At 45.8% G+C, this 20472-nt stretch carries 26 protein-coding genes and 4 pseudogenes; 4 read left to right on the top strand and 26 right to left on the bottom strand.

Annotated features, from left to right (window positions below):
- Nucleotides 1–31: 31 nt before the first annotated feature.
- Nucleotides 32–919 carry a sugar nucleotide-binding protein gene (locus tag JCM10519_RS23085; protein ID WP_054742167.1) on the bottom strand — a complete coding sequence of 296 codons (888 nt, stop codon included), beginning with the start codon at nucleotides 917–919 and terminating at the stop codon, nucleotides 32–34.
- Nucleotides 920–1130: 211 nt separating this feature from the next.
- A complete protein-coding gene (locus JCM10519_RS23080; RefSeq protein ID WP_054742165.1) occupies nucleotides 1131–2357 on the bottom strand; it encodes a solute carrier family 23 protein in 1227 nt (408 codons plus the stop codon).
- Between the two features lie 205 nt (nucleotides 2358–2562).
- Here JCM10519_RS23080 and JCM10519_RS33250 point away from each other — a divergent pair, with 205 nt between their 5' ends.
- Nucleotides 2563–2733: a DUF1540 domain-containing protein gene (locus JCM10519_RS33250; RefSeq protein ID WP_347845235.1), complete on the top strand. Its 171-nt coding sequence runs from the start codon at nucleotides 2563–2565 to the stop codon at nucleotides 2731–2733.
- 125 nt (nucleotides 2734–2858) lie between these two features.
- Here the strand turns inward: JCM10519_RS33250 and JCM10519_RS23075 are convergent, their stop codons facing one another.
- The 13 genes and pseudogenes from JCM10519_RS23075 to JCM10519_RS23040 all read right to left on the bottom strand — a co-directional run bounded on the left by JCM10519_RS23075 (nucleotide 2859) and on the right by JCM10519_RS23040 (nucleotide 10201).
- Complete coding sequence (locus JCM10519_RS23075; RefSeq protein WP_347845234.1) at nucleotides 2859–3152, bottom strand: OmpA family protein; 294 nt, start codon at nucleotides 3150–3152, stop codon at nucleotides 2859–2861.
- Entirely contained in the window at nucleotides 3112–3591 is a 480-nt protein-coding gene (locus JCM10519_RS23070) for a flagellar motor protein MotB (protein WP_054742160.1), read from the bottom strand. Before JCM10519_RS23070 ends, JCM10519_RS23075 begins: the two co-directional genes overlap by 41 nt.
- 11 nt (nucleotides 3592–3602) lie before the next feature.
- Nucleotides 3603–4082, bottom strand: a pseudogene (locus JCM10519_RS33245) (MotA/TolQ/ExbB proton channel family protein); the annotation flags it as partial.
- Between the two features lie 153 nt (nucleotides 4083–4235).
- On the bottom strand, nucleotides 4236–4406 hold the full coding sequence (locus JCM10519_RS33240; protein ID WP_347845233.1) for a hypothetical protein: 171 nt from the start codon (nucleotides 4404–4406) through the stop codon (nucleotides 4236–4238).
- Nucleotides 4407–4642: 236 nt separating this feature from the next.
- Nucleotides 4643–5888: pseudogene (gene glyA, locus JCM10519_RS23060) on the bottom strand (serine hydroxymethyltransferase).
- A 150-nt stretch (nucleotides 5889–6038) separates the two neighbouring features.
- Nucleotides 6039–6179: a hypothetical protein gene (locus tag JCM10519_RS33235; RefSeq protein WP_347845232.1), complete on the bottom strand. Its 141-nt coding sequence runs from the start codon at nucleotides 6177–6179 to the stop codon at nucleotides 6039–6041.
- On the bottom strand, nucleotides 6157–6378 hold the full coding sequence (locus tag JCM10519_RS33230; protein ID WP_347845231.1) for a hypothetical protein: 222 nt from the start codon (nucleotides 6376–6378) through the stop codon (nucleotides 6157–6159). The genes JCM10519_RS33235 and JCM10519_RS33230 overlap by 23 nt, the downstream gene beginning before the upstream one ends.
- A 61-nt stretch (nucleotides 6379–6439) precedes the next feature.
- The gene (gene recJ, locus JCM10519_RS23055; protein ID WP_347845230.1) at nucleotides 6440–7738 is read right to left on the bottom strand and encodes a single-stranded-DNA-specific exonuclease RecJ; all 1299 of its coding nucleotides are present in this window, start codon (nucleotides 7736–7738) and stop codon (nucleotides 6440–6442) included.
- Nucleotides 7698–8126 carry a HAMP domain-containing protein gene (locus tag JCM10519_RS33225; protein WP_347845229.1) on the bottom strand — a complete coding sequence of 143 codons (429 nt, stop codon included), beginning with the start codon at nucleotides 8124–8126 and terminating at the stop codon, nucleotides 7698–7700. The genes recJ and JCM10519_RS33225 overlap by 41 nt, the downstream gene beginning before the upstream one ends.
- A complete protein-coding gene (locus JCM10519_RS33220; RefSeq protein ID WP_347845228.1) occupies nucleotides 8116–8769 on the bottom strand; it encodes an MCP four helix bundle domain-containing protein in 654 nt (217 codons plus the stop codon). The genes JCM10519_RS33225 and JCM10519_RS33220 overlap by 11 nt, the downstream gene beginning before the upstream one ends.
- On the bottom strand, nucleotides 8741–9328 hold the full coding sequence (locus JCM10519_RS23045) for a SprT family zinc-dependent metalloprotease (protein ID WP_347845227.1): 588 nt from the start codon (nucleotides 9326–9328) through the stop codon (nucleotides 8741–8743). The genes JCM10519_RS33220 and JCM10519_RS23045 overlap by 29 nt, the downstream gene beginning before the upstream one ends.
- A 4-nt stretch (nucleotides 9329–9332) precedes the next feature.
- Entirely contained in the window at nucleotides 9333–9509 is a 177-nt protein-coding gene (locus JCM10519_RS33215) for a hypothetical protein (RefSeq protein WP_347845226.1), read from the bottom strand.
- Nucleotides 9510–9691: 182 nt separating this feature from the next.
- A complete protein-coding gene (locus tag JCM10519_RS23040) occupies nucleotides 9692–10201 on the bottom strand; it encodes a cyclic nucleotide-binding domain-containing protein (protein ID WP_347845225.1) in 510 nt (169 codons plus the stop codon).
- Between the two features lie 185 nt (nucleotides 10202–10386).
- On the opposite strand from JCM10519_RS23040, the gene JCM10519_RS23035 reads away from it, so the two are divergent.
- Genes JCM10519_RS23035 through JCM10519_RS33210 form a run of 3 tightly spaced genes read left to right on the top strand, consistent with a single transcriptional unit; the run spans nucleotide 10387 to nucleotide 11702 of the window.
- Nucleotides 10387–11013, top strand: a complete 627-nt coding sequence (locus JCM10519_RS23035) for a hypothetical protein (RefSeq protein WP_054742158.1) — start codon at nucleotides 10387–10389, stop codon at nucleotides 11011–11013.
- Between the two features lie 18 nt (nucleotides 11014–11031).
- Nucleotides 11032–11601 carry an HAD family hydrolase gene (locus JCM10519_RS23030; protein ID WP_347845224.1) on the top strand — a complete coding sequence of 190 codons (570 nt, stop codon included), beginning with the start codon at nucleotides 11032–11034 and terminating at the stop codon, nucleotides 11599–11601.
- Nucleotides 11529–11702 (top strand): HAD hydrolase-like protein, encoded by a 174-nt coding sequence (locus JCM10519_RS33210; protein ID WP_347845246.1) that lies wholly within the window; start codon nucleotides 11529–11531, stop codon nucleotides 11700–11702. The genes JCM10519_RS23030 and JCM10519_RS33210 overlap by 73 nt, the downstream gene beginning before the upstream one ends.
- Nucleotides 11703–11912: 210 nt before the next feature.
- On the opposite strand, the gene JCM10519_RS23025 is transcribed toward JCM10519_RS33210, so the two are convergent.
- The 11 genes and pseudogenes from JCM10519_RS23025 to JCM10519_RS22995 all read right to left on the bottom strand — a co-directional run bounded on the left by JCM10519_RS23025 (nucleotide 11913) and on the right by JCM10519_RS22995 (nucleotide 20353).
- Nucleotides 11913–12530 (bottom strand): response regulator, encoded by a 618-nt coding sequence (locus JCM10519_RS23025; protein ID WP_347845223.1) that lies wholly within the window; start codon nucleotides 12528–12530, stop codon nucleotides 11913–11915.
- Nucleotides 12530–14224 (bottom strand): histidine kinase, encoded by a 1695-nt coding sequence (locus JCM10519_RS23020; RefSeq protein ID WP_054742156.1) that lies wholly within the window; start codon nucleotides 14222–14224, stop codon nucleotides 12530–12532. Before JCM10519_RS23020 ends, JCM10519_RS23025 begins: the two co-directional genes overlap by 1 nt.
- Nucleotides 14225–14238: 14 nt before the next feature.
- Nucleotides 14239–14526 (bottom strand): ABC transporter substrate-binding protein, encoded by a 288-nt coding sequence (locus JCM10519_RS33205; protein WP_347845222.1) that lies wholly within the window; start codon nucleotides 14524–14526, stop codon nucleotides 14239–14241.
- A complete protein-coding gene (locus tag JCM10519_RS23015; RefSeq protein ID WP_347845221.1) occupies nucleotides 14453–15244 on the bottom strand; it encodes an extracellular solute-binding protein in 792 nt (263 codons plus the stop codon). The genes JCM10519_RS33205 and JCM10519_RS23015 overlap by 74 nt, the downstream gene beginning before the upstream one ends.
- A gap of 68 nt (nucleotides 15245–15312) precedes the next feature.
- Nucleotides 15313–16393: pseudogene (locus JCM10519_RS23010) on the bottom strand (ABC transporter ATP-binding protein).
- Between the two features lie 17 nt (nucleotides 16394–16410).
- Nucleotides 16411–17085 (bottom strand): ABC transporter permease subunit, encoded by a 675-nt coding sequence (locus JCM10519_RS33200; RefSeq protein WP_347845220.1) that lies wholly within the window; start codon nucleotides 17083–17085, stop codon nucleotides 16411–16413.
- Nucleotides 17064–18056, bottom strand: coding sequence for an ABC transporter permease subunit (locus JCM10519_RS33195; protein ID WP_347845219.1), 993 nt, complete (start codon nucleotides 18054–18056; stop codon nucleotides 17064–17066). Before JCM10519_RS33195 ends, JCM10519_RS33200 begins: the two co-directional genes overlap by 22 nt.
- Before the next feature lie 201 nt (nucleotides 18057–18257).
- Complete coding sequence (locus JCM10519_RS33190) at nucleotides 18258–18476, bottom strand: hypothetical protein (protein ID WP_347845218.1); 219 nt, start codon at nucleotides 18474–18476, stop codon at nucleotides 18258–18260.
- Complete coding sequence (locus JCM10519_RS33185) at nucleotides 18431–18889, bottom strand: extracellular solute-binding protein (protein WP_347845217.1); 459 nt, start codon at nucleotides 18887–18889, stop codon at nucleotides 18431–18433. Before JCM10519_RS33185 ends, JCM10519_RS33190 begins: the two co-directional genes overlap by 46 nt.
- A complete protein-coding gene (locus tag JCM10519_RS33180) occupies nucleotides 18864–19439 on the bottom strand; it encodes an extracellular solute-binding protein (RefSeq protein WP_347845216.1) in 576 nt (191 codons plus the stop codon). Before JCM10519_RS33180 ends, JCM10519_RS33185 begins: the two co-directional genes overlap by 26 nt.
- Before the next feature lie 132 nt (nucleotides 19440–19571).
- Nucleotides 19572–20353, bottom strand: a pseudogene (locus tag JCM10519_RS22995) (serine hydrolase).
- Nucleotides 20354–20472: the final 119 nt, after the last annotated feature.

Raw genomic sequence — 20472 nt, 5'->3', positions numbered from 1 at the left:
AATGGCTTTATGGGTTTTTTTATTAAATTCGTCAAAATTCGACAACAGGTTCTCCTATTAAGGCATGAACATATTCAGGGCTTTCATCAAGGCATTTCAAAAATCCTTCCACTGTTTCAGAAAAGCCGATCCCATGGGCCTTAAGCTTTCCCATATCCATGGTCAGATTTCTGGGATTATCCCTGGCCCCTGTTTCACGGGGAATCACAAAATCCCCTCTGTTTCCGTTTTTATCAAGCATCTGAAAGACCCTGCTTCCTATTTCATAGGCGGAAAGGGTGCTTTCACTTCCAAAATTATAGATTCCCCCAGGCAGCTCCATGGCAGGGTCTATATTTTTCACCACCTCCTGTACCCAGGTAATGCCGCGGTAATCGGAAACCGAAAGCCTGATGGGGCGGTTCTGCACCATGGATCTCAGCAGGCTGACTAAAAGGTTTGGGCTGCTTTTAAGGCCCCTGACCGGGAAATCATACATCCATGAAAGGCGTAGACAGATTCCCTCAGGTAAAATCTCCAGGATCTCATCCTCCGCCTGCTTTTTGTGGGTTCCATAAACATTGATAAGAGGGACTTCATCGGTTTCCTTATTTGGTCCTTTTTGCCTGCTGCCCCCATAAATCTGATCGGAACTCATAAAAAGCAGCCTGCTGCCGCTTTTCCTGCATGCTTTGGCCATGTTTACAGGTCCTCTCCGGTTCACCGCCTCAGAAAGCAACCGGTTGTCCTCACATACCCTGGTGTCTGATATGGCAGCGCAATGGATCACCGCATGAGGACTTTTATCCTTTATATATTCTGCCACTGCCTCTTCATCCCTAATATCCAGGTTCCTGCGGCCCACACGGATCACATCATACTCTCGTTCATAATATGCGGCAATTCTTCCTCCAAGGAAGCCCTCTGAGCCTGTAACCATTATTTTTTTTCTTCATCCTTTTCCCTCCCTTTTTTAACCGAATCAAGCAGCAAAGCGGATTACGAATATCCGCTTAACCAGTATACCACATCTTTTTCCTGGCTCCAACAGCCTGTGGGGTGCCGTGATTCCTATATGGGAAACCAGAAAACCCCCGCCCGGCTTGTCAGCCGGACGAGGGCTCTATCTATTATAATTGCTGGAATACAGCTTATTTCTCTGCAGCCTTTTTGGAAAATTCCGGTTTTAAAAGGAGACAGGCCAGAACACTTACGATACAGACGGAAGCCACTGGTTCCGCAAAGATAAAATGGAGCACAGCAGGGAAGTTTTCTTTAACTGAGTCGCTTAAATTCCCTACACCAAAGCCAAGACCAAGAGTGATGGCAAGGATCAGAACTATGGCGCCCATAGCAATACAGAACCGGTTAATGACCTTAGTCATTGCAATGATACCTACGTTCTGGCCAAACGCCGTATTTGGAAGAACATTGAAGATACCTGCAAATGCACAGCTGATAGCATCAGATATAATTCCGCCGGAAATCTCCTCTGCAGTAGCTTCACGTCCAAAAGCGGAAATGGTGATACCATTTGCATTGCCCATGGTTTCAAGACCTGCAACCACATATACCGCAAAGAACGGGAAAATAATGTCTGACCGGAACAGGGGCTTGATCATAAATGGCATCGGAACGCTGAACCATGCTGCATTGGCAACCGTATCAAAATTCACCATTCCCGAAAAAGCAGCCACAACATAGCCGACCACGATACCGATTAAAATAGCAGTAGCCTTTAACATACCGGTTGCAAAACGGTTAAGGAGAACAATGACCAGCAGCACGATGCCGCCAACCAGCCAGTACTTTCCTGCACCGATATCCGTTGCACCTGCACCGCCTACAAAGTAGGTAGCACCAGTCGTAAGCAGCTTAATACCAATGGTAATAAGAACCGCACCAACTACCAGCGGTGGAAAAAATCTTTTCAGCGGCTTTAAGAAAATGCCCATGATCAGCTCCACAATGCTTCCTACGATTACACCACCCAATACGTAACCCATGGCTTCAACCGGAGCGATCTGCTCCGCTAGCAGCTTTGCCCCAAGCCCCTGCATGGTCGGAACGAATGCAAAAGCGGTTCCCATAACGATAGGAAGGCGTGCACCTACCTGAATGATTCCCAGTTTCAGCGGATAAAGCTGAAGAAGAGTGGCAAGTCCGGATACAAACATGGCACACTGAATCATCATGATCCGCAATTCCGGTGGAAATGGAGCATCCTGTGTGCTCATAGCGCCGGTCAGAATAAAGATCGGAGCAAGATTACCAACGAACATTGCCATAACATGCTGAAGACCAAGAGGAACCGCCACTTTTAACGGAGGTCTGCCGTCTAGTTGGTAAATAAGATTGTATTGCTGTGAATTGTCCATATACTACACCTCCATAGTTGAATACAGCAGAATTTTGTGCTGTTTTGACAAAAAATTAGAATAATACAAAAAAAATTTTGGTCAAAAAAAAATGCTTAACAAAAAATATAACATACTTTTTTTTTAAGAAAAAAAATTGCCATAATAATTCAACTGATTTCGTCCACAATATAAAATGTAATAATCAATCAAGGAGGGTTTACCCATGCTAGTAAACGGAAAAAACGAATGTATCCAATGCTCCATCGATAACTGCACTTACCATGCAAAAAGCGAAGATTATTGCACTCTGGAGAAAATTAAAGTAGGAACTCACGAACAGAATCCTACTAGGAAAGAGTGTACTGACTGCGAATCTTTCAAGAACCAGGCATAACAGCCTAATTTAATTTCCTCCTGAAAAAACTGCGCGGCTTTTATGCCGCGCAGTTTTTCATGTGGTTTATTTACTTTACAAGATGTTCTTCCAGATTATCGTATTGCGAACTTAAGACAATGATATCAATACGTCTGTTTTTTTGCTCTGCCTTCTGCTGTTGAATTGTCTGCCACAGGTTTAAACTCTCCATAGCCCACAGCAATAAGCTTATCCGGCGAAAAATTACATTTATTAATAATAAGCTTTACAACATTTACAGCTCTTGCAGTAGACAATTCCCAGTTAGAAGGATAGTCACTGCGTTTAATGGGAACATTGTCGGTATGGCCTTCCACACGTATGTAATTATCAATGGTATTTAAGAGGCCTGCGACTTCAACTAAAGTATCCTCGCTCTGTTTTTTTAATCTCCGCACTCCCGGAGTCAAAGAATATAGCATTGTTTAATCTGATAACAAGACCGCGCATATCAATCATGGTTGATACCGATTGATCCATGCCTTGATCATGCAGTTTTGTATCAAGCTCAGTCTTTAAGTTTTCCAGCTTTTTGAGTTCATACTCCCCCATAAAGCTCTCCAGTTCGCTTTGCGTCTCAATATTTAAGGGACCGCCTGTCTGTGCTCCATTTCCACCGGAACCAGTACCTGACGACACCCCGGCAGCATAGCTTTTATCCATCATTGTTCCGGCAAACTGCTGGGAAATCTGCTGGGCTTTTTCGGCATCTATCTTACTGACAGCAAAAAGTACAATAAAAACTGCCAGCAACAGGGTCATCAGATCCGAATACGGCAGAAGCCAGGCTTCTCCGGCTTCCTCTTCCTGATGTACATTCTCTCTCTTTTTTGACATACGCGATCACCCTATCCCTTTTTATCTTGATCAGATGCTGTGTCCTGCTCAGATAATTTCTTCTGCAATGATTTCGGAAGAGCGGCAAGCAATTTTTCCCTGAGTATAAAGGGAGAATCACCATGTTGCATGGATAACACACCTTTTATAATAATTTCTTTCGCCATTACTTCCTGCTGGCTTTTTACCTTCAGCTTTTTTGCAAACGGATTCCATAGAACATATCCGGTGAAAATACCAAGAATCGTTGCAATAAACGCCGCAGCAATTGCTTCCGCCATTCTTTCCGTATCATTGATGGAAGACATGGCAGCGATCAAACCGAATACCGCCCCCAAAACACCCAGGGTAGGAGCATAGGTACCTGCTGATGAAAAAATACTTGCATTGATTTCATGTCTCTTTTCCATTGCAGCAATTTCCGTTTCTAAAATCTCTTCGATCAGTTCTTCCCCAGCGCCGTCAACAAGCAAACGGATGCCCTTTTTAAAAAAGGGTCTTGAAGTTCCTCTGCCTTGGCTTCCAGGGACAAAAGGCCCTCAGAACGGGCTTGTTTTGACAAAGTATACATTAAATCAATCATTTCAGCTTCAGTGCTTCCTTTTTGTTTTATAAAAAGGACTCTGAACAGCGATCCAATGGATTTAATATTCTTCCCTGGAAATGAATTCAAGATTGTAGCCACAGTACCCACAATAATAACAAAAAAAGGCTGCCGGGTTAAGAAGGACAGAAAAATCAATGTGCTTAAAAATCATAGCACCGACAACGGCGACAACGCCGACTATAACACCTAAGACGGTAGTTAATTCCATATTTTCTCCTTTGTGTATCTGATTTTATGGTTATCATGCGGCTGGACTCACCAATATCGATGTGCTCAGCCTGTTATAGTATAATATATTTGATACAGCTCTTGTATTAAATAATTGTTAAAAAAATGAAAAGGCTGCCATGAAAGAAATCACATCAGGTACAGCGCATAAATAACCCAATTCATGCACAATATCCGTTATAACTCCTCTCATGGCAGCCTCTTTTTTATATTCCTTTATTCATACAGCGGATATTTATCACAGATCTTTGTCACTTCACCTCTGATGTAATCAGCTTTACTTTCAAAATCCGTAGCAGCCAGCCAGATACACTCCGCGATCTTTTCCATATCCTCTTCCTTTAAACCTCTTGAGGTAACAGCAGGTGTTCCCACACGGACACCGGAAGTTACAAACGGGCTTCTGGGGTCATTGGGCACTGCGTTTTTGTTCAGGGTGAGATAAACCTCATCGCAGCGGTTCTGCAGTTCCTTTCCGGTTACCTCCATTCCTCTTAAATCGATCAGCATCAGATGGTTATCCGTACCGCCTGTCAGGATATTGAATCCCTGCCTGATCAGGCAGCAGCCAGGGCCTTGGCATTTTTCACTACCTGCTCCTGATAGGTCTTAAACTCAGGCTTTAAGGCTTCACCAAAGCAGACGGCCTTGCCGGCGATCACATGCTCTAAAGGACCGCCTTGGGTACCGGGGAAAATAGCCTTATTAAAGTTAAATTTATCCGCAGCTTCCTGATTTGCTAAAATCATTCCGCCTCTCGGTCCGCGGAGAGTCTTATGAGTGGTCGTTGTCACTGCATCCGCGTATGGGATAGGGCTGGGATGAATTCCGGCTGCAACAAGTCCGGCAATATGGGCATATCCACCATAAGACAGGCTCCTGCCTTGTCTGCAGCCTCACGGAATCTCTTAAAGTCAATGGTTCTTCCGTAGGCACTGGCACCTGCCACGATTAATTTGGGCTTGTGTAAAAGTGCAAGCCTTTCCATCTCATCATAATCAAGAAAGCCCTCATCATTTACGCCGTATGGGACAATATTAAAATACAAACCGGAAAAGTTGACGGGGCTTCCATGGGTTAAGTGACCGCCATGGTTTAAATTCATGCCCATAACCGTATCCCCTGGCTGAAGCATGGCAAGAAAGACCGCCATGTTGGCCTGAGCTCCGGAATGGGGCTGAACGTTGGCATAATCACAGCCAAATATCTGTTTCGCACGCTCTATGGCAATGGTTTCAACAATGTCCACATCCTCACAGCCGCCATAGTAACGCTTTCCAGGATAGCCTTCTGCATACTTGTTGGTAAGCACGGTTCCCATTGCCATCATGACCGGTTCTGAAACAATGTTTTCCGATGCAATCAATTCCAGATTTCTTCTCTGTCTTGCGCATTCTTTTTCAATGGCTTCTCCTACTTCCTTATCGTAGCCGGTGATAAATTTCATTACTTCATTTACCATGTCAACACCCTCGCTTTTCCTTTTTATTTTTACCACATTTCCGTTGTGGTAGATTATAAGACATTCTTCCTCACAATGTCAAGGATTTCTCATCTTCTATTTTGGCCTTTCGCATCTCTTCATACAGCCTGTCACACACTCTTTGGAATTTTATAATTTTTTTATCACGATCTGCAGTGTTTTATTTCCATTGTATTCATTTACGGAAGGATAATAGATTACATCCAGGGCCCGTCTGTCTCCCAGCTCTTCTAAAAAGGAATCGCCGTCAGCAAACAGCATGGCATCCATTGGCGTTCCCTGTTCCGTTGCAAGGGAAAATTTCACGGCATTCCTGTTTTTTTCCCAAAACCCGGACACTTCGGATGTAGAGGCCCTTTTGAGCAAACAAAGGCTTTTCATTCCCCTGGCCGAAGGGTTCCAAAAGCTCCAGTTCTTCGATCAAAGGCTCATTTATGTACTCCAGAGGCATGGGAACATCGATCCACACCTTTCGTATGAAATCTTCCTCCGTCAGCCTTGCCTGTTCATTTAAGCATTTCCTGAATTCATCACATTCTCTTTAAGAAGGGATAAGCCGCTGCCATCGGGTGGCCGCCGAATTTTAACAGCAGATTCTTCACCCCTACCAGGGCGTCAAACATATGGTAGGTATCAATGGAGCGGCCGGAGCCTTTGACGCACTCCTCCCCATCCGTAAGGACAAATGCCGGCTTCTGGAAATATTCCCGAAGCCGTCCTGCAATGATCCCCGCCAGGGATTCATGGCAATCCGGCAGGTATACCACCAGAACCTTATCCTCTCCATAAAGGGCTTCCACCTGTTCCACTGCCTCGCTGGTCCCTTCCTTTGTCATGGCCTTTCGCTGGTCATTTAACGCCTTTAATTCCAGTGCCATTTGATCCGCTTCCTCTTCCTTCCGGCAAAGAAGCAGGGACAGGGCCAGCTTGGCTGTCTGTAAACGGCCTCCCGCATTTAAACAGGGACCGATCACAAACCCGATCTGGTAGGCGGTTATCTGATCCTTATCCAGATCATTCCTCTCAATAAGCTTTAACAGCCCCAGGCTCTTTGTCCGCCCGATCCGTTTCAGCCCTTCCTTTACGATGATCCGGTTTTCATCCTGAAGCTTCATCACATCGCCCACTGTTGCAATGGCAGCGAACTCCACCATCTCAAGCCATTTCTCCATGGGCACATGAAATGCCTCATAAAGAGCCTGAACCAGCTTATAAGCCACCATTCCTCCGCAGATTTCAGGATAAGGATATTGGCACGCCTCCTGCTTTGGGTTTATCACCGCATCTGCGGGAGGCAGAATCTCACCGCCGCCGTCCTTCATAATATCATGGTGGTCTGTAATAAGAACCGTAAGTCCCAGCTCCTTTGCAAGCCTGATCTGCTCTACTGCGGCGATTCCATTGTCGCAGGTGAGTATGGTATCAATGCCATCCGCAGCAGCAGCCCGGATAATGGATTCATTGATCCCATATCCATCCTTTAGCCGGTCCGGGATCTCATAGTCCACCACAGCCCCTACCTGGGACAGGGCCTGGAACAAAAGATAGGTGGAGCAGACTCCGTCAATGTCATAATCCCCCACAATCCTTATGGGCTTTAACTGCCCCGTCTTTTCTTTAAGGATTGCCACAGTCCGGTCCATATCCTTAAGAAGGTGCGGGCTATACAGATCCTTTAACTCCCCGTTCAAGTACTTTTCCACTGCTTCATGACCCATCACATTCCGGTTTCTAATGATTCTCGCAGTGACCGGTGAAATGTGGTAGCATCTGGCCATCTCCTCAAAATCAGCCCTTTTTGTCTGAAGCATCCATTTCTCTTCTGCCATGTTTCGTTATCTCCCTGCAAACGGCTCTTTTAGCCAGTTCTTCTTTTTCATTTTCTGCTGTTCCGGCTGACCCGCCGCTTTCTTTTCGTTTTTTGGCCGCATCAAGCCGGCTCATTAAGCTGGTAATGGAATAGAGGATAGGGGCAAAATCACCGCGGTATGCATGCTCACAAGTAGATTTCACCTCAAAATTCTCACTTCCGATCTCCCGGAACAGGTATTTCTCATCATCAATGATGTGCTTAAGCCGCTCAATCAGCTGGTTGACGGAATTGGTCAAAATTCCGATCTCGTCTTCGGAACGGTAGGGAAGGTGTACCTCCAAATCTCCGTTGGCAACTTTCCTGGTTCCTTCCACAAGGGCCTTTACAGGCTTGTCAATGGCCATAATAATATAAATCACCAGAAGGGAAATAATCCCGCTGATCAGACAGATGGTTATGATTTTTTTCCTTCGCAAGCCGTTCATAAAGATTATCCCCGTGAATGCTGGCCGCTTCAGATCCTTTACGGTTGAAATCGGCTACCTTTAAAAGCCCGCTGCTGGCATCATCAAATAACTGCCTGGAATCCCCTATGATCATATCAAATGCTTCCTGGGTGTGGTTTTGGCGGCTGATGACCAGCAGGCGGCCGCTGCACTCTAAATACTTATTCCACTCTCCTTCCGCCTCCTCCATGAGCTTCCGGTCCGATTCACTGGAGATATAAAGCTCATAATCTTTAAAGCCGCGTGCAATATCTTCCCGGATCCGGGCCATGTCTTCCTCCAGCCGGTCCATATCCTTATTATCGGTGGTGATGACGTGGTTATATTCCTTTATGCGGTAGTCTGATGTCCTGGTATTCAGTTCTTCGGCAATGATAATGGCCGGTACCCAGGACTGGGAAATTTCCGTACTTGCTTCATTGATCTGCCTGGCTGTTATCACCGATTCCGTTCCCATAAAAATCAGTCCCATAATGCTGATCCCACCTAAAAGCAGGAGCTTTGTTTTAATATTAATATTTCTGATAAATTTCAGCTTCATAGCGCTTTAATTCCCTCCTCCTTAACCGGTAATCCGGTAATACGCTTTCCACAACCGCCCAAAATGCATGGGAATGGTTCATTTGAATGCGGTGTGCCAGTTCATGCACCACCACATAATCAGCCAGCTCTTCAGGAAGGAGCACAAGCCTCCAGTTAAAATTTAAATTCCCCCTGGCGCTGCAGCTTCCCCACCGGGTCGCCTGATCCCGTATTGCAATTTTCTCATAGTCCACCTTCATAACAGCAGACCACCTGGCCGCCTTTTCCTCCAGATACCCTCTGGCTTCCCTCCTGTACCAAAGCTTCACCGCCTCTTTTACGGCTGCTTCCTGCTCTTTCTCCTTATCGGATGCCATTGGCCCGGAAACCACCAGGCTATCCTTTGTGTCCTGTATACAAAAAGCATTCTTCTTATTATCAGGCTTCACATGAAGGATGCGGCTGTTTCCGTAAAGAAGCACCAAAGCCCCTTCCGCCCAATGAAAATCATTCTTCTGCTCTATGGCTTTTTGGAGCTTTTCCACCTGTGCAAAGACCCATTCTTTATTCTTCTGCACCAGCTCATGTCCAGCCCGAAAGAAGGCGCCGTGGAAGCCTTACGAAAACCTCTCCCTTTTTCGTGACCTGCAGGGCCATGGTTTGCCTGTCTGATTTTATGATTTTATAGGAACATGAGCTTCCATCATCAAAGGAAATCACGCCTGTTTCTCCTCTGCTGTCAGGACTTTCTGATTCCATATACCTGTTTCCCAACTTTTTATCTTCCTCTTTTCTCTTTCCTATGCCTAGCCCGTAACCCCAATTATAGCGAATAAATGGAAAAGAAACAATACATATCTGAAAGGCCCAAACGCAAAATAAAAGAACCCGGCAGGCAGGTTCCCTTCTTCCCTATGATACGAAACCGTCGGAAATTTCTTTCAGTCTTTCATAATCCATGATCCGGTATCCCTTATCTTTTTTTTAAGAATTCCGTCATCACAAAACTTCTTTATGACAAACAGTACATGGCGGTAGCTGATATTCATATACTCTGAAACATCCGTATGGGGTATGGTGTATCTCCCATTCTGCTGATATTTAAGAATAAAGGAAGCCAGCCTTTTTTCCAGGGAATAATTTAAGTATTCACTCAACCGGTAGCTCCTAACCATCAGCTTATTGGCAATATAGGACGCAAAGTAATAGGAAACTTCCGCATCCTTTTGGCAGATTTCTTTTAACCGGTCCAGCCCAAACTCCAGACAGACCACATCCTCCATCACCTTATTCTCCTTGATGTAATCCTCCTGGCGGAATAAAGAAAGCTCTCCAAGCCAGTCCCCCTTTCCTGCAAAATCAAGAATGGACCGGCGTCCGTTTTCATGGTCAATATAGATTTTTACCATTCCGGAAAGGATCAGATAGCAATGAGTGATCCTCTCATCCACATGAAAGATATTTTTTCCCGCAGGAAAATGCCTTTCTTCTCCGGCTGCCTCAATGCTTTCCGGTATTTCATATATACTGTATTTTTTTCACTTTTTGCCTCCTGATAAATCAAGTATTCCATATATGATAATTCTCATAGCCGGCAGCCTGTATTTTATGGTATCATATTCCCGAGGTGAAAACAATGAGCAGAAAAAAAAGAAACGACCTGGCCGTAACCATTATATCCTTTGTGTTTTTCGGCTTCGGAATATCGCTGCAGCTAAAGGCAGCCATCGGGCAAAGCGTTTTAAATGCAATGGCAGTAACATTATCTTACACAATTCAAATGAAGGTTGGCACCATACTCAATATGATCAATACGCTGTTCTTCATTTCCTATTTACTTTTAAGGCGCTCCCGTTTAAACTATAAGGATGCAATACAGATTATCGCGACCATTACAAGCGGATATATCATCAATCTGTTTCTGTATCACTTACTTTCTATTTTTACCGTTGAAAGCTATTTTTATAGAATCATGATTTATTTTTCCGGCCTTATAATCGCTTCCATCAGCCTGGGAGCCGTCCTTGCCATCGGAATCATAAAATTTCCCCTGGAAAGCCTGTGCCTTATTATCAGTGAGGCATATAAAAAGAAGTTCACCACTGTCCGCATGAGCTTTGATGTGATATTTTTGATCGTCACCTTGTGCCTGACCATAGTATCACATGCCCCTCTGCAAATAAGGGAAGGAACCGTTATCAGCATTTTTCTCCTTTCACCGCTGCTGGGAATCTGCTATGATTTTTTTCAAAAAAACATTTAACTATGGAGGAATAAATATATGTACCGGATTTTTTTACTGGATATTGACAATACTCTGCTGGATTTTGACGCTGCCGAAGAGCAGGGCTTTAAAAAGATGATCCAATCCTATGATTTGGAATATAATGATGAAATGCTGTCCCAATATAAAAAGATGAACCGCCACTTATGGGACTTATTAGAGCAGGGAAAGATAGGAAGAGATGAATTGCTTAATACCCGTTTCCATGAATTCTTCCGCCTTTATGACATGGAAATAAACGGAGAAGAGGCGGAAGGGCGTTACCGCGTTCATCTTGGTAATAACTCTGATTTAATCCCCGGCGCCAAGGAAACCCTGATCAGGCTGAAAGAAATGGGGAAGCAGCTATACACCGCATCAAACGGCGTTTATTCTACCCAGATCCAGCGTCTTAAAAACGCCGGTATCTTCCATCTTTTTGACGGAATGTTCATATCGGAAAAAGTGGGGTATGAAAAGCCAGCCCTCCAATTTTCCAGTACTGTTTTAAAAATATCCAAGACCTGGAAAAGGACAAGACCATTATGGTGGGAGACAGCTTATCTTCTGACATTCAGGGTGCAGTAGGTGCAGGCATTGATTCCTGTCTTTTTTGCCGCTCCCTTAAGCCCCTGCCCACCGGCGCGACCTACACCATTGGTGATATTTCCGAATTGTTAAACTTTTAACTCTTTCTTTTCCATGATTGCCCGGCAGTGCCTGCTGCCGGGCTTTCTGCTAGATCCCTTTCATAAACTTTGAGGGTGATTTCAAGGTATACTTTTTAAATACCGCACAAAAATGCTTGTAATCCGTAAACCCGGTTGCATCGGAAACCTCACCGATCCGGTATTGTCCGGTATTTAAGAGAGCAATGGCCTGGGAGATCCGGTACTTGTTTAAAAAAAATCCAGAAAGGTCTGCCCTGTCACCTCTTTGAATTTCCGGCTTAAATAGCTGGCGCTGACTCCCAGCTTATCTGATATGGATTCCACGCTCAGCTTATCCCCATATCCTGATTTGATTTCCCCAATCGCCCTGGATACATACTTGTTTTCTGAAAGGTCCAGCTGCATATAATATTCCAGGTTCATAACACCAGCATCTGATTCCGCCTGTTCCATCACATATTCCACCTGGCGGCTGCTTGCAATTTCCTCTCCCAGCCTTTTCAAAAGAACGGAAAGCTTCTCTTCATCCACCGGCTTTAGAAGATATTCGCTGACCCCGGCGGATATGGCCCTTCTTGCATATTCAAATTCCGCATAGCTTGTCAGAAGAATGCTTTTAAACTTTACGCTCCTGGAGGCTTCCTTTATCATCTCGATCCCGTCCATAAACGGCATGCAGATATCTGCAATGACCACATCCGGCTTATGCTCCAGTATCTTTAAAAGCCCCTCCTGTCCATTGGCCGCCTCAGCTACCACTACGCAGTCCATTCCTATCCAGTCCATGGTATAGATTAATCCCTTGCGGATAATATCCTCATCTTCTGCTATCATCACCCGTAACATTACATTTCCTCCCTTTGTGCCGGAAGGGTCACAACCAGCGTTGTGCCAAGCCCTTCTGCACTACGTATCTCTACCCCATACGGCCTTCCGTAAAGAATCCTGCACCGCCTGTGTATATTATAAAGCCCGGAATGCCTTTTGTTGTTCTCCTCCTGTTCCAAAAGAGCCTGAATATCACTTAAGACCCCTGGAGTCATTCCGATCCCGTCATCCCTGCAGATCATGATCAGGCGGTCTTCATGAATATAGGCCTTAAGCTCCACTTTTAAATTTTCCTGGTTGCCAAACCCGTATTTCACGGAATTTTCGATCATGGGCTGCAGCACCAGCCTGGGGATCCGGCAGGGCAATGCCTCTGCTTCCACATCAACCACATAAGAAAACCGGCGGTTAAACCGGTATTGTAAGATGGTAAGATAATTCTCCAGGTGCTCTAAATCCTCCTCCAGGGTCACCTCTGCCCTGCTGCCATCCAGACTGTAGCGCAGCAGGTTTGAAAGGCTGAACACCATTTTTCCGGCTGTCTCCGGCTGGATGATACACATATACCGGATATTTTCCAAAGTATTAAACAGGAAATGAGGGTTAAACTGGGATTCCAGCTGCTTATTCTGTGCGGCCGCCACCAGCTCCGTCATCTTTCTGTTGTTCTCCATCTGCAGCTTTAAGCTTGCAATGGTTTCCCGGTAGGCATCGGCTATGATCCGGAATTCATTTTCACTTTCTATCTCTATGGGAGCGTCTAAATTCCCATTCCTGGCCTTCTCCATAACATGAAGGAGACGGTAAAAATCCCTGGTCTTCCGCTCCGTTACCTTTTTCGTGCTGATCAGTACCCATATGGTCATCAGCACAAGGGCCGTTATAATGAGAGCGCTGCTAAGCCCCAGGGAAAACACGATGTTCTGGATATCTGTCACAGAATAGACCAAAAACATCCGATGATACGCCGGATGAACGGATATGAGAAACATCTTCTTTTCATAAGGCAGATACCTGCCTGCCGTCTCAAGCACCTTTAAAACCTGGCTGCTGCCGCTCACCAGATTATAATTGCTGCTTAAATATACCCAGCCAAACCGGTCTGCAATGATGGTCTGGCTATCCGACCGGTCAAGCAGCGGCTTAAACTGGCTGCTGTTAATGGTAAAAACCAGATATCCCGCCTTTTTATCTCCCTGGGCCACCCCAATGCCCATGGCAATATCCTTATCCGGGCCCTTCCAGGCCTCCATTAAACGCACCCTGGTTTTCCCCGGCTTCTCGTCCATTGCCCCAAACATTCCCCAGCGGATGTTCTCCCTGCCTGATAAGTAATCCGGAATATCCTTTCTGGTGGATAAAATCATCCGCTTCTCTCCGTCAAAAACATACAGCTCCGCCTTATATCCCAGCTGGTCGGACATCCGGTAAAATTCCTCAAACACGGCCGTCCGTCCAGCCTCGCCGGAACCGGCATCAAAAAGCAGATCAAAATCCGAAAGCGCCTTAAGCTTCTCCTCGTACCCTGAAAGGACTTTTTCCAATTCCTCCGCCACGAAAGCATTGTGGGACTCATTCCCGCTTTTCTTTCCATAGAGCAGGACCGCAAGAAAAACCAGGGTACAGATCAGGGTAAAGCCTACAGCCGGAATGATGGCATACCCCATGATCAGGTGGCGCAGCTCATCTTTGAAATACCGTCCCTTTTTCATGCTCCCTCCCTATTCTAATTCAGGGTGCCTTGAAAAACCTCTGAAAAACGCCTCATCCATTCCAGTTTGTTCTCCTTTACCACAGCTTCCTCATCATAAATAATGTGGATCGCCTGCTTATCCAGCAGATATTCCGGTTCCTCTACATCCGTCCTTACGGAACGCCTTCCAAGGCTTTCAGAAATAACCGTCTGGGCATCCTTACCCGTTACAAAATCCACAAACTGCTTAGCCTCCCACATATGGCCGGACCCCTTGATGATGCATACCACATCCGGTTTGGATATGACGCCTTCCTCCATATACACCACACGGACGGATATCCGGAAGCAATGTAATGGCTGCCCCCTCTTCAAAGGTAAGGCCCACCGTATAGCGTCCCTCGGCCACCCCCTGATATACCTCAGAGGAGCTTTGAAGCAGCTTGCCGTCAAGGTTTTTGCAAAATGCCTCCACATAATCCCAGCCTTCCTCCGGTTCCCCTTCTCCCATGGCATAAAGCATATTGATCAGATGCTCAAATGCCGAAGAAGAGGTGACAGGGTCACACATGGCAATCTTTCCGGAAAGCTCAGGCTTAAGAAGATCCCCATACCCTTCTATGGAAAGATCCCCGGCCAGGTTGGTATTCACCATAAGAATGCTTGGAACATCTGTAAACCGGGTCATGTTCCCTTCTTTATTCCTGTAATCTTCCTGGATCATGGATTCATTTTTGCTGATATAAGGCTCAAACAGCTCACTTTGGGCCATGGTAGTAGACAGGGAGCCTCCCCAGAAAATATCACATTCGGGTTCCTTCCTGTCCTCCGCCATTTTTAACAGTTCTCCCGTCCCTCCTGTGCATACCTCCACCTTAATCCCGGTCTGTTCCTCAAACTCCGATACAATGGGATTAATAAATTCCAGGGGATGAGGCAGTACACCACCAACTCCTCGTCCGCATGAAAATCTGCCGGCACTGTCCGGGAACTGCGGTCGCAGCCTGCCAGACAGGCAATGCACAAAAGGCCCCGGCACATCCGATCCAGCCTTTCATATCCCTGTTTCCTGCCCTTCAAGCTTATTATTATCATTTTAACACAGTACTACAGGATGTAAACACCCTTTGGATCAAAATCCAGACAAGCCTTTTCTCCCACTTCATAAATCCTGCGGTTAACCGGATTATAATCCGTAATCTGAATTTCCATATCTCCCACCATGACCTGATAATACTGGTAAGATCCCATAAAGGTGGATAAGGTGACCAGTCCTTCCAAAATGCCCTGCTCTGCCAGAATCGCTCCCTCCGGCCGGATTACCAGGGTTGCCTCATCCCCGGAACGGGCCCCGGCAAAATTATTTACCTGGAACTCCTTGCCTGCCACCGAGATCATGGCCTTTTCCCCTTCTTCAGACAAGACCTTTGCCTTTAAGAAGTTGGCTTCCCCAATAAAATCAGCCACAAATCTGGAAGCAGGATGATAATAGATCTCCCTGGGGCTTCCGATCTGCTCTACCTTGCCCTTGCTCATGATAATGATCTTATCGGAAATGCTCATGGCCTCAGACTGGTCGTGGGTCACATAGATTGCCGTGATCCCGATCTTCTGCTGAATCTTCCTTATCTCAGTCCTCATGGTCACCCGCAGCTTGGCATCTAAGTTGCTTAAAGGCTCATCAAAAAGCAGGACTCCCGGCTCAATGACCAGGCTCTGGCTAATGCCACCCTCTGCTGCTGCCCGCCGGAGAGCTGGTTCGTCATACGGGTTTCCATTCCCTCCATCTCCACCAGCTTTAATATGTTCATGACCCGTTCCCTGATCTCCTCCTTTGGAACCTTCCGGATCTTTAGGCCATAGGCCACGTTGTCAAACACATTGTAATGAGGCAGAAGGGCATAGCTCTGGAACACCATGGCAGTATCCCTTTTATTGGGGGTCAGATGGTTGATCTCCTCTCCTCCCAGATAAATCTCCCCTTCATCAGGCTTTCAAAGCCCGCGATCATGCGGAGGGTGGTCGTCTTTCCGCAGCCCGACGGCCCCAAAAGGGTGACAAAGGTTCCCGGCTCAATATCCAGAGTGGTATCCTTTACCGCATAAAACTCCTTGCCTGTCTTTGGATCGATGTATATTTTTGAAATGCGTTCCAGCTGAACGCCTTTTTTTCTGTTTTTCCATGTTATCTTCCTCCTGTTTCTTCTTAATCCTGGACTTCCTTCACTACCCTGCTGACGCCGAAGAATTTCATCATGGCATTCATAATGAGGACCGCGCCATAGGTAATGAGGATCAATATGGTTGCATAAGCGCAAGCCACACCGTAATTCCCCTTTTCCGCCTGCTCATTGATCTGGCAGGTGATCAGCAGAAAATCTGGGGTCACCAGCAGAATGATGGCAGAAATAGCGGTAATGCTGCGGACAAAGGCAGTTACCAGACCGCTGAAAAAGGAATCCTTGATAAGAGGAAGGGTCACGGACATGAACACCTTGGCAGAGTTTGCTCCCATGTCATAAGCAGATTCCTCTATGGATTTGTCAATCTGGCGCAGGGCGGATATCCCGCTTCTGGTGCCGGTGGGAAGGCTTCGGACAATAAATACGATGATCAGGATAAGTCCTGTCCCGTAAAGGCCGCTCATAAATCCGGAGCGGAACAATCCGTTTGCATACCCCCGGATATATCCGATACCAAGAACCGTTCCCGGAACTGCCATAGCCAGCATGGAAACAAACTCAATAAAACCCTTTGCCTTAAACTTCTTTTTAACCACAAGATAAGAAATGACCATGGAAAGAAAAGCCGTGAGAGGCGCAGCAATCAAAGACAGCACAAAGGAGTCCTTAAATGCCTTTAATCCGCTGGTCTTAAACATGTATTGAAACCACTTAAGCTTAAGCTGTAGTCCCTTCCCCACAGGGTAAACATAGCGCCAAATGGAACCATGATGTACATCAGCAGTACAAAGGCAGCAACTATACCGCAAAAACAGGTCAGCGGGACGGTCACACTCTTATCCTCAATGAGCATTCTCATTCGGGAAGCCTTTCCCGTTAAAGTAGCTGCTGTTTTCTTTTCCAGATAATACTTCTGGATCAGGAACAGTACCACTGTTAAAGACAGCAAGACCACTGACATAGCCGCCGCTCCCGTGGAATCATAAGCTCCCGTCACCTGTAAGTAAATGGTGGTAGCCAAAGTATCATAAGACCCGCCGATCAGCATAGGATTTGCAAAATCCGCTACAGACTCGATAAAGGTCACCAGGAACGCATTGCCAAGACCCGGAAGCAAAAGAGGAAAGGTAACACTGGAAAACACCTTCCATCTGGTGGCTCCCATATCCCTGGTGGCTTCTTCAAGAGAAGGATCAATGTTTTTTAACAGCCCCTTTAACATTAAGTAGCATACGGGGAAAAATGTCAGAGTCTGGACAATGGCAATTCCCTTAAGCCCATAGACATTGGAATCATATATATGAAACAAAGACCTGCTGATCAGGCCGCTTCTTCCGAAAAGCATGATCATGGACAGAGATAAAACAAATGGCGGGGATACCACTGGAAGCATGGAAACAAGCCCAAAAAGCCTTTCCAAAACCTTGGTTTTCAGCTTCACATACACCTCAACATAAGCAAACAGCAGCCCGATTGCCGTAGAGGCGATCCCCGTGATAAATCCAAGAACAAGGGTATTTTTAAAAGCATTCTGGAACCGCTCCAGGTTTAAAACCCTTTTAAACACATCAAGTGTAACAGTGCCCTCCGCATAAAAGCTGTCGATCAACAGCATAAACAGAGGATAAAGAATAAACAGTGCAAGAAAAATCAGCAGAACTGCGATCATACTGACCAAAACCGGATCTGAAAAAAAACTTTTTCCGCTCCAGCCGGGCACTCTGCAAACTGGCCATAAAAAAACCTCCTTTCGTCATTTCAGGCAGAAATCCTGGCTCCCATGATGTAAAAATGCTGCGTAATGGCCTCTTACGCATTACGCAGCATGTTTCTCCATACAGCCGGACGTTTATTTCCTGCCTTTTATCTCCTACTGTGTCAGGAAACGGTTGGCATCTGCCTTATCAGCAGAGCTTCCCAGGGCTTCAAAGAAATCTTCCACATATTTTGCACTGTTTTCCTTTGCATCCTCAAAATCATAATCAATGGTATTGTTCATATCCAGTCCAAACTTTACAGCCTCTTCCGGCTGTGTGGCGTTCTTTAAAACCAGGAACTGATAAGCGCCGTTTTCCTTTGCAAGATCCACGCACTCCGGTGACAGGCATATTCGATCCACAGCTTCGCTGCATTGGGATGAGCAGCGCCATTAAAAATCGCAGTTGCTCCTACCTCAAAGGAGGTTCCATCCTCTGGAACAATCAGCTGAATGTTGTCATATCCCTGAAGGATCTGGTAAATCCCGTCATGAAGGAAACCGATTCCAATGACGCATTCTCCAGGTCCAACCATCTTAGATGGGCCGGAACCTGATTTTGTATACTGTGCAATATTCTTGTCCAGCTTCTTAAAATATTCCATTGCCCCATCATGACCCTTCATCTGGACCATGGTATTGATCACCAGCTTTGCCGTGCCTGCCGTATTGGGGTTGGACAGCATGATAAGTCCCTTATACTCATCTTTTGTCAGATCATCAGGTCTTCGGAGCTTCCAGTCCAAGCCTCTCTAATTCTTCCGTATTCACCATGAATCCCAGAATTCCCTTATAAATACCATACCAGCTGTTTGTAGGATCCTTATACTGGTCTCCCATAAGATTCTTGGCATTCATTGCTTCATAAGGCATTAAAATTCCTGCTGCGACCGCCTCATTATAGGGGTCTGTGGTTCCGCCGAACCACACATCTGCGGAAGGCTTTCCTCCCTCCTCAGAAACCTTGGTATAAACCTCTGAGGTAGAAAGTCTCTGGAACTTTGTCTTAATGCCATATTTCTTTTCAAAATACTGGCATACTGCAGACAGATGCTCCTCTTCACAAGAGCCATACACAGTTAATTCCCCTTCTGCCTGGGCTGCCTTGATCAGTTCAGATAAGTCTCCATCTTCCCCTGAATCCTTTTTCTCTTCTCCAGCAGCAACCGTTGTCCCATCAGCCGTCGTCTCAGCTGCGGTCTCCGCCTTTGTAGCCGCTGCCTCCTGCTTGGAACCGCATGCGGTCAGGCTGAGAGCCGCCGTAAGCGCCAGCAAAAATGCCGTTCTTTTCTTCATAATAGATATCCCTCCGTTTTTTCTGTTACTTTACTATAACAAAAAAAATCCAAAGCAAATACCGAAAAACCAGTAATAATGTCGTGATTTTTGAACCCATTTAAACTTTTTTTTAGTAAAACTATACTATTTTTATTTTAAAAATCTTCCTTCCAATGCCAAAAACTGATCCAGGATCATCCGGCTGACCCTTGCCCCGAACACAGTAGCCGGATGATCCGGATAATACATGGCATCAGAAAATTCCTTGTGGAACATGACGATGGCATAAGGCCCATAAGGGGTATACACAAGACCGCCGTCATTTCTGCAGGCATCCATGCTTCCGCTTTTAGAGGCAACGGAAATCAGGATGTCATCCGTATTATCGCTGTCCATGTAAAATGGAGGAAAATTCTTAGTGATCATGCTGTTATAATGCTGCTTTTTAAAGATTTCCAGCATCTTTTCATCCGCCTTTGGACTGATCAGCTCCCCCTTTGCCAGCCGGGTAAAAATGCTGGCATAATCTCTCGGCGTGCTGGTCCCAAGCCTGTCATACCGCTCAAAGTGAAGGGGATTGTGGAGCACCGTATCCCTGCAGCCAAGAGCTTTGATACACCGGTTTATGGTATCCAGTCCCAAATAGTCTATCATCATATTGGTTGCAATATTATCACTTACAATAATCATAAAGCTGCCGCATCCTTTACCCTGAGCATTGCTCCCGGCTCCAGTGCAGGAAGCACGCCGCTTCCATCTACCACATGTTCTTCCTTGTATTCAATAATGTCCTCAAGGCTTTTATTTCCCTTTTCCACCTCATCAAACAGGCATGCCAGTATGTAGGTCTTTATGGTGCTTGCAGTCTCAAATGCCTCATCTGCGTGAACGGCAATCACATTTCCATGGAAATCATCCAGATAGATCCCCATCTTCCCATCATAACTCATGATCTCCGCTTCAATTCTTTTCTCTAACGTAAGTCTGGAATCCATTTTATCCGACCCTTTCTCTTAATTTATTAAATATAAAATCTCCAAAGCAGACTCTC

This window comes from Clostridium sp. NkU-1 (assembly GCA_001312405.1).
The sequence above is the reverse complement of the archived record's forward strand: the minus strand, read 5'-3'. Positions and strand labels throughout refer to the sequence as shown.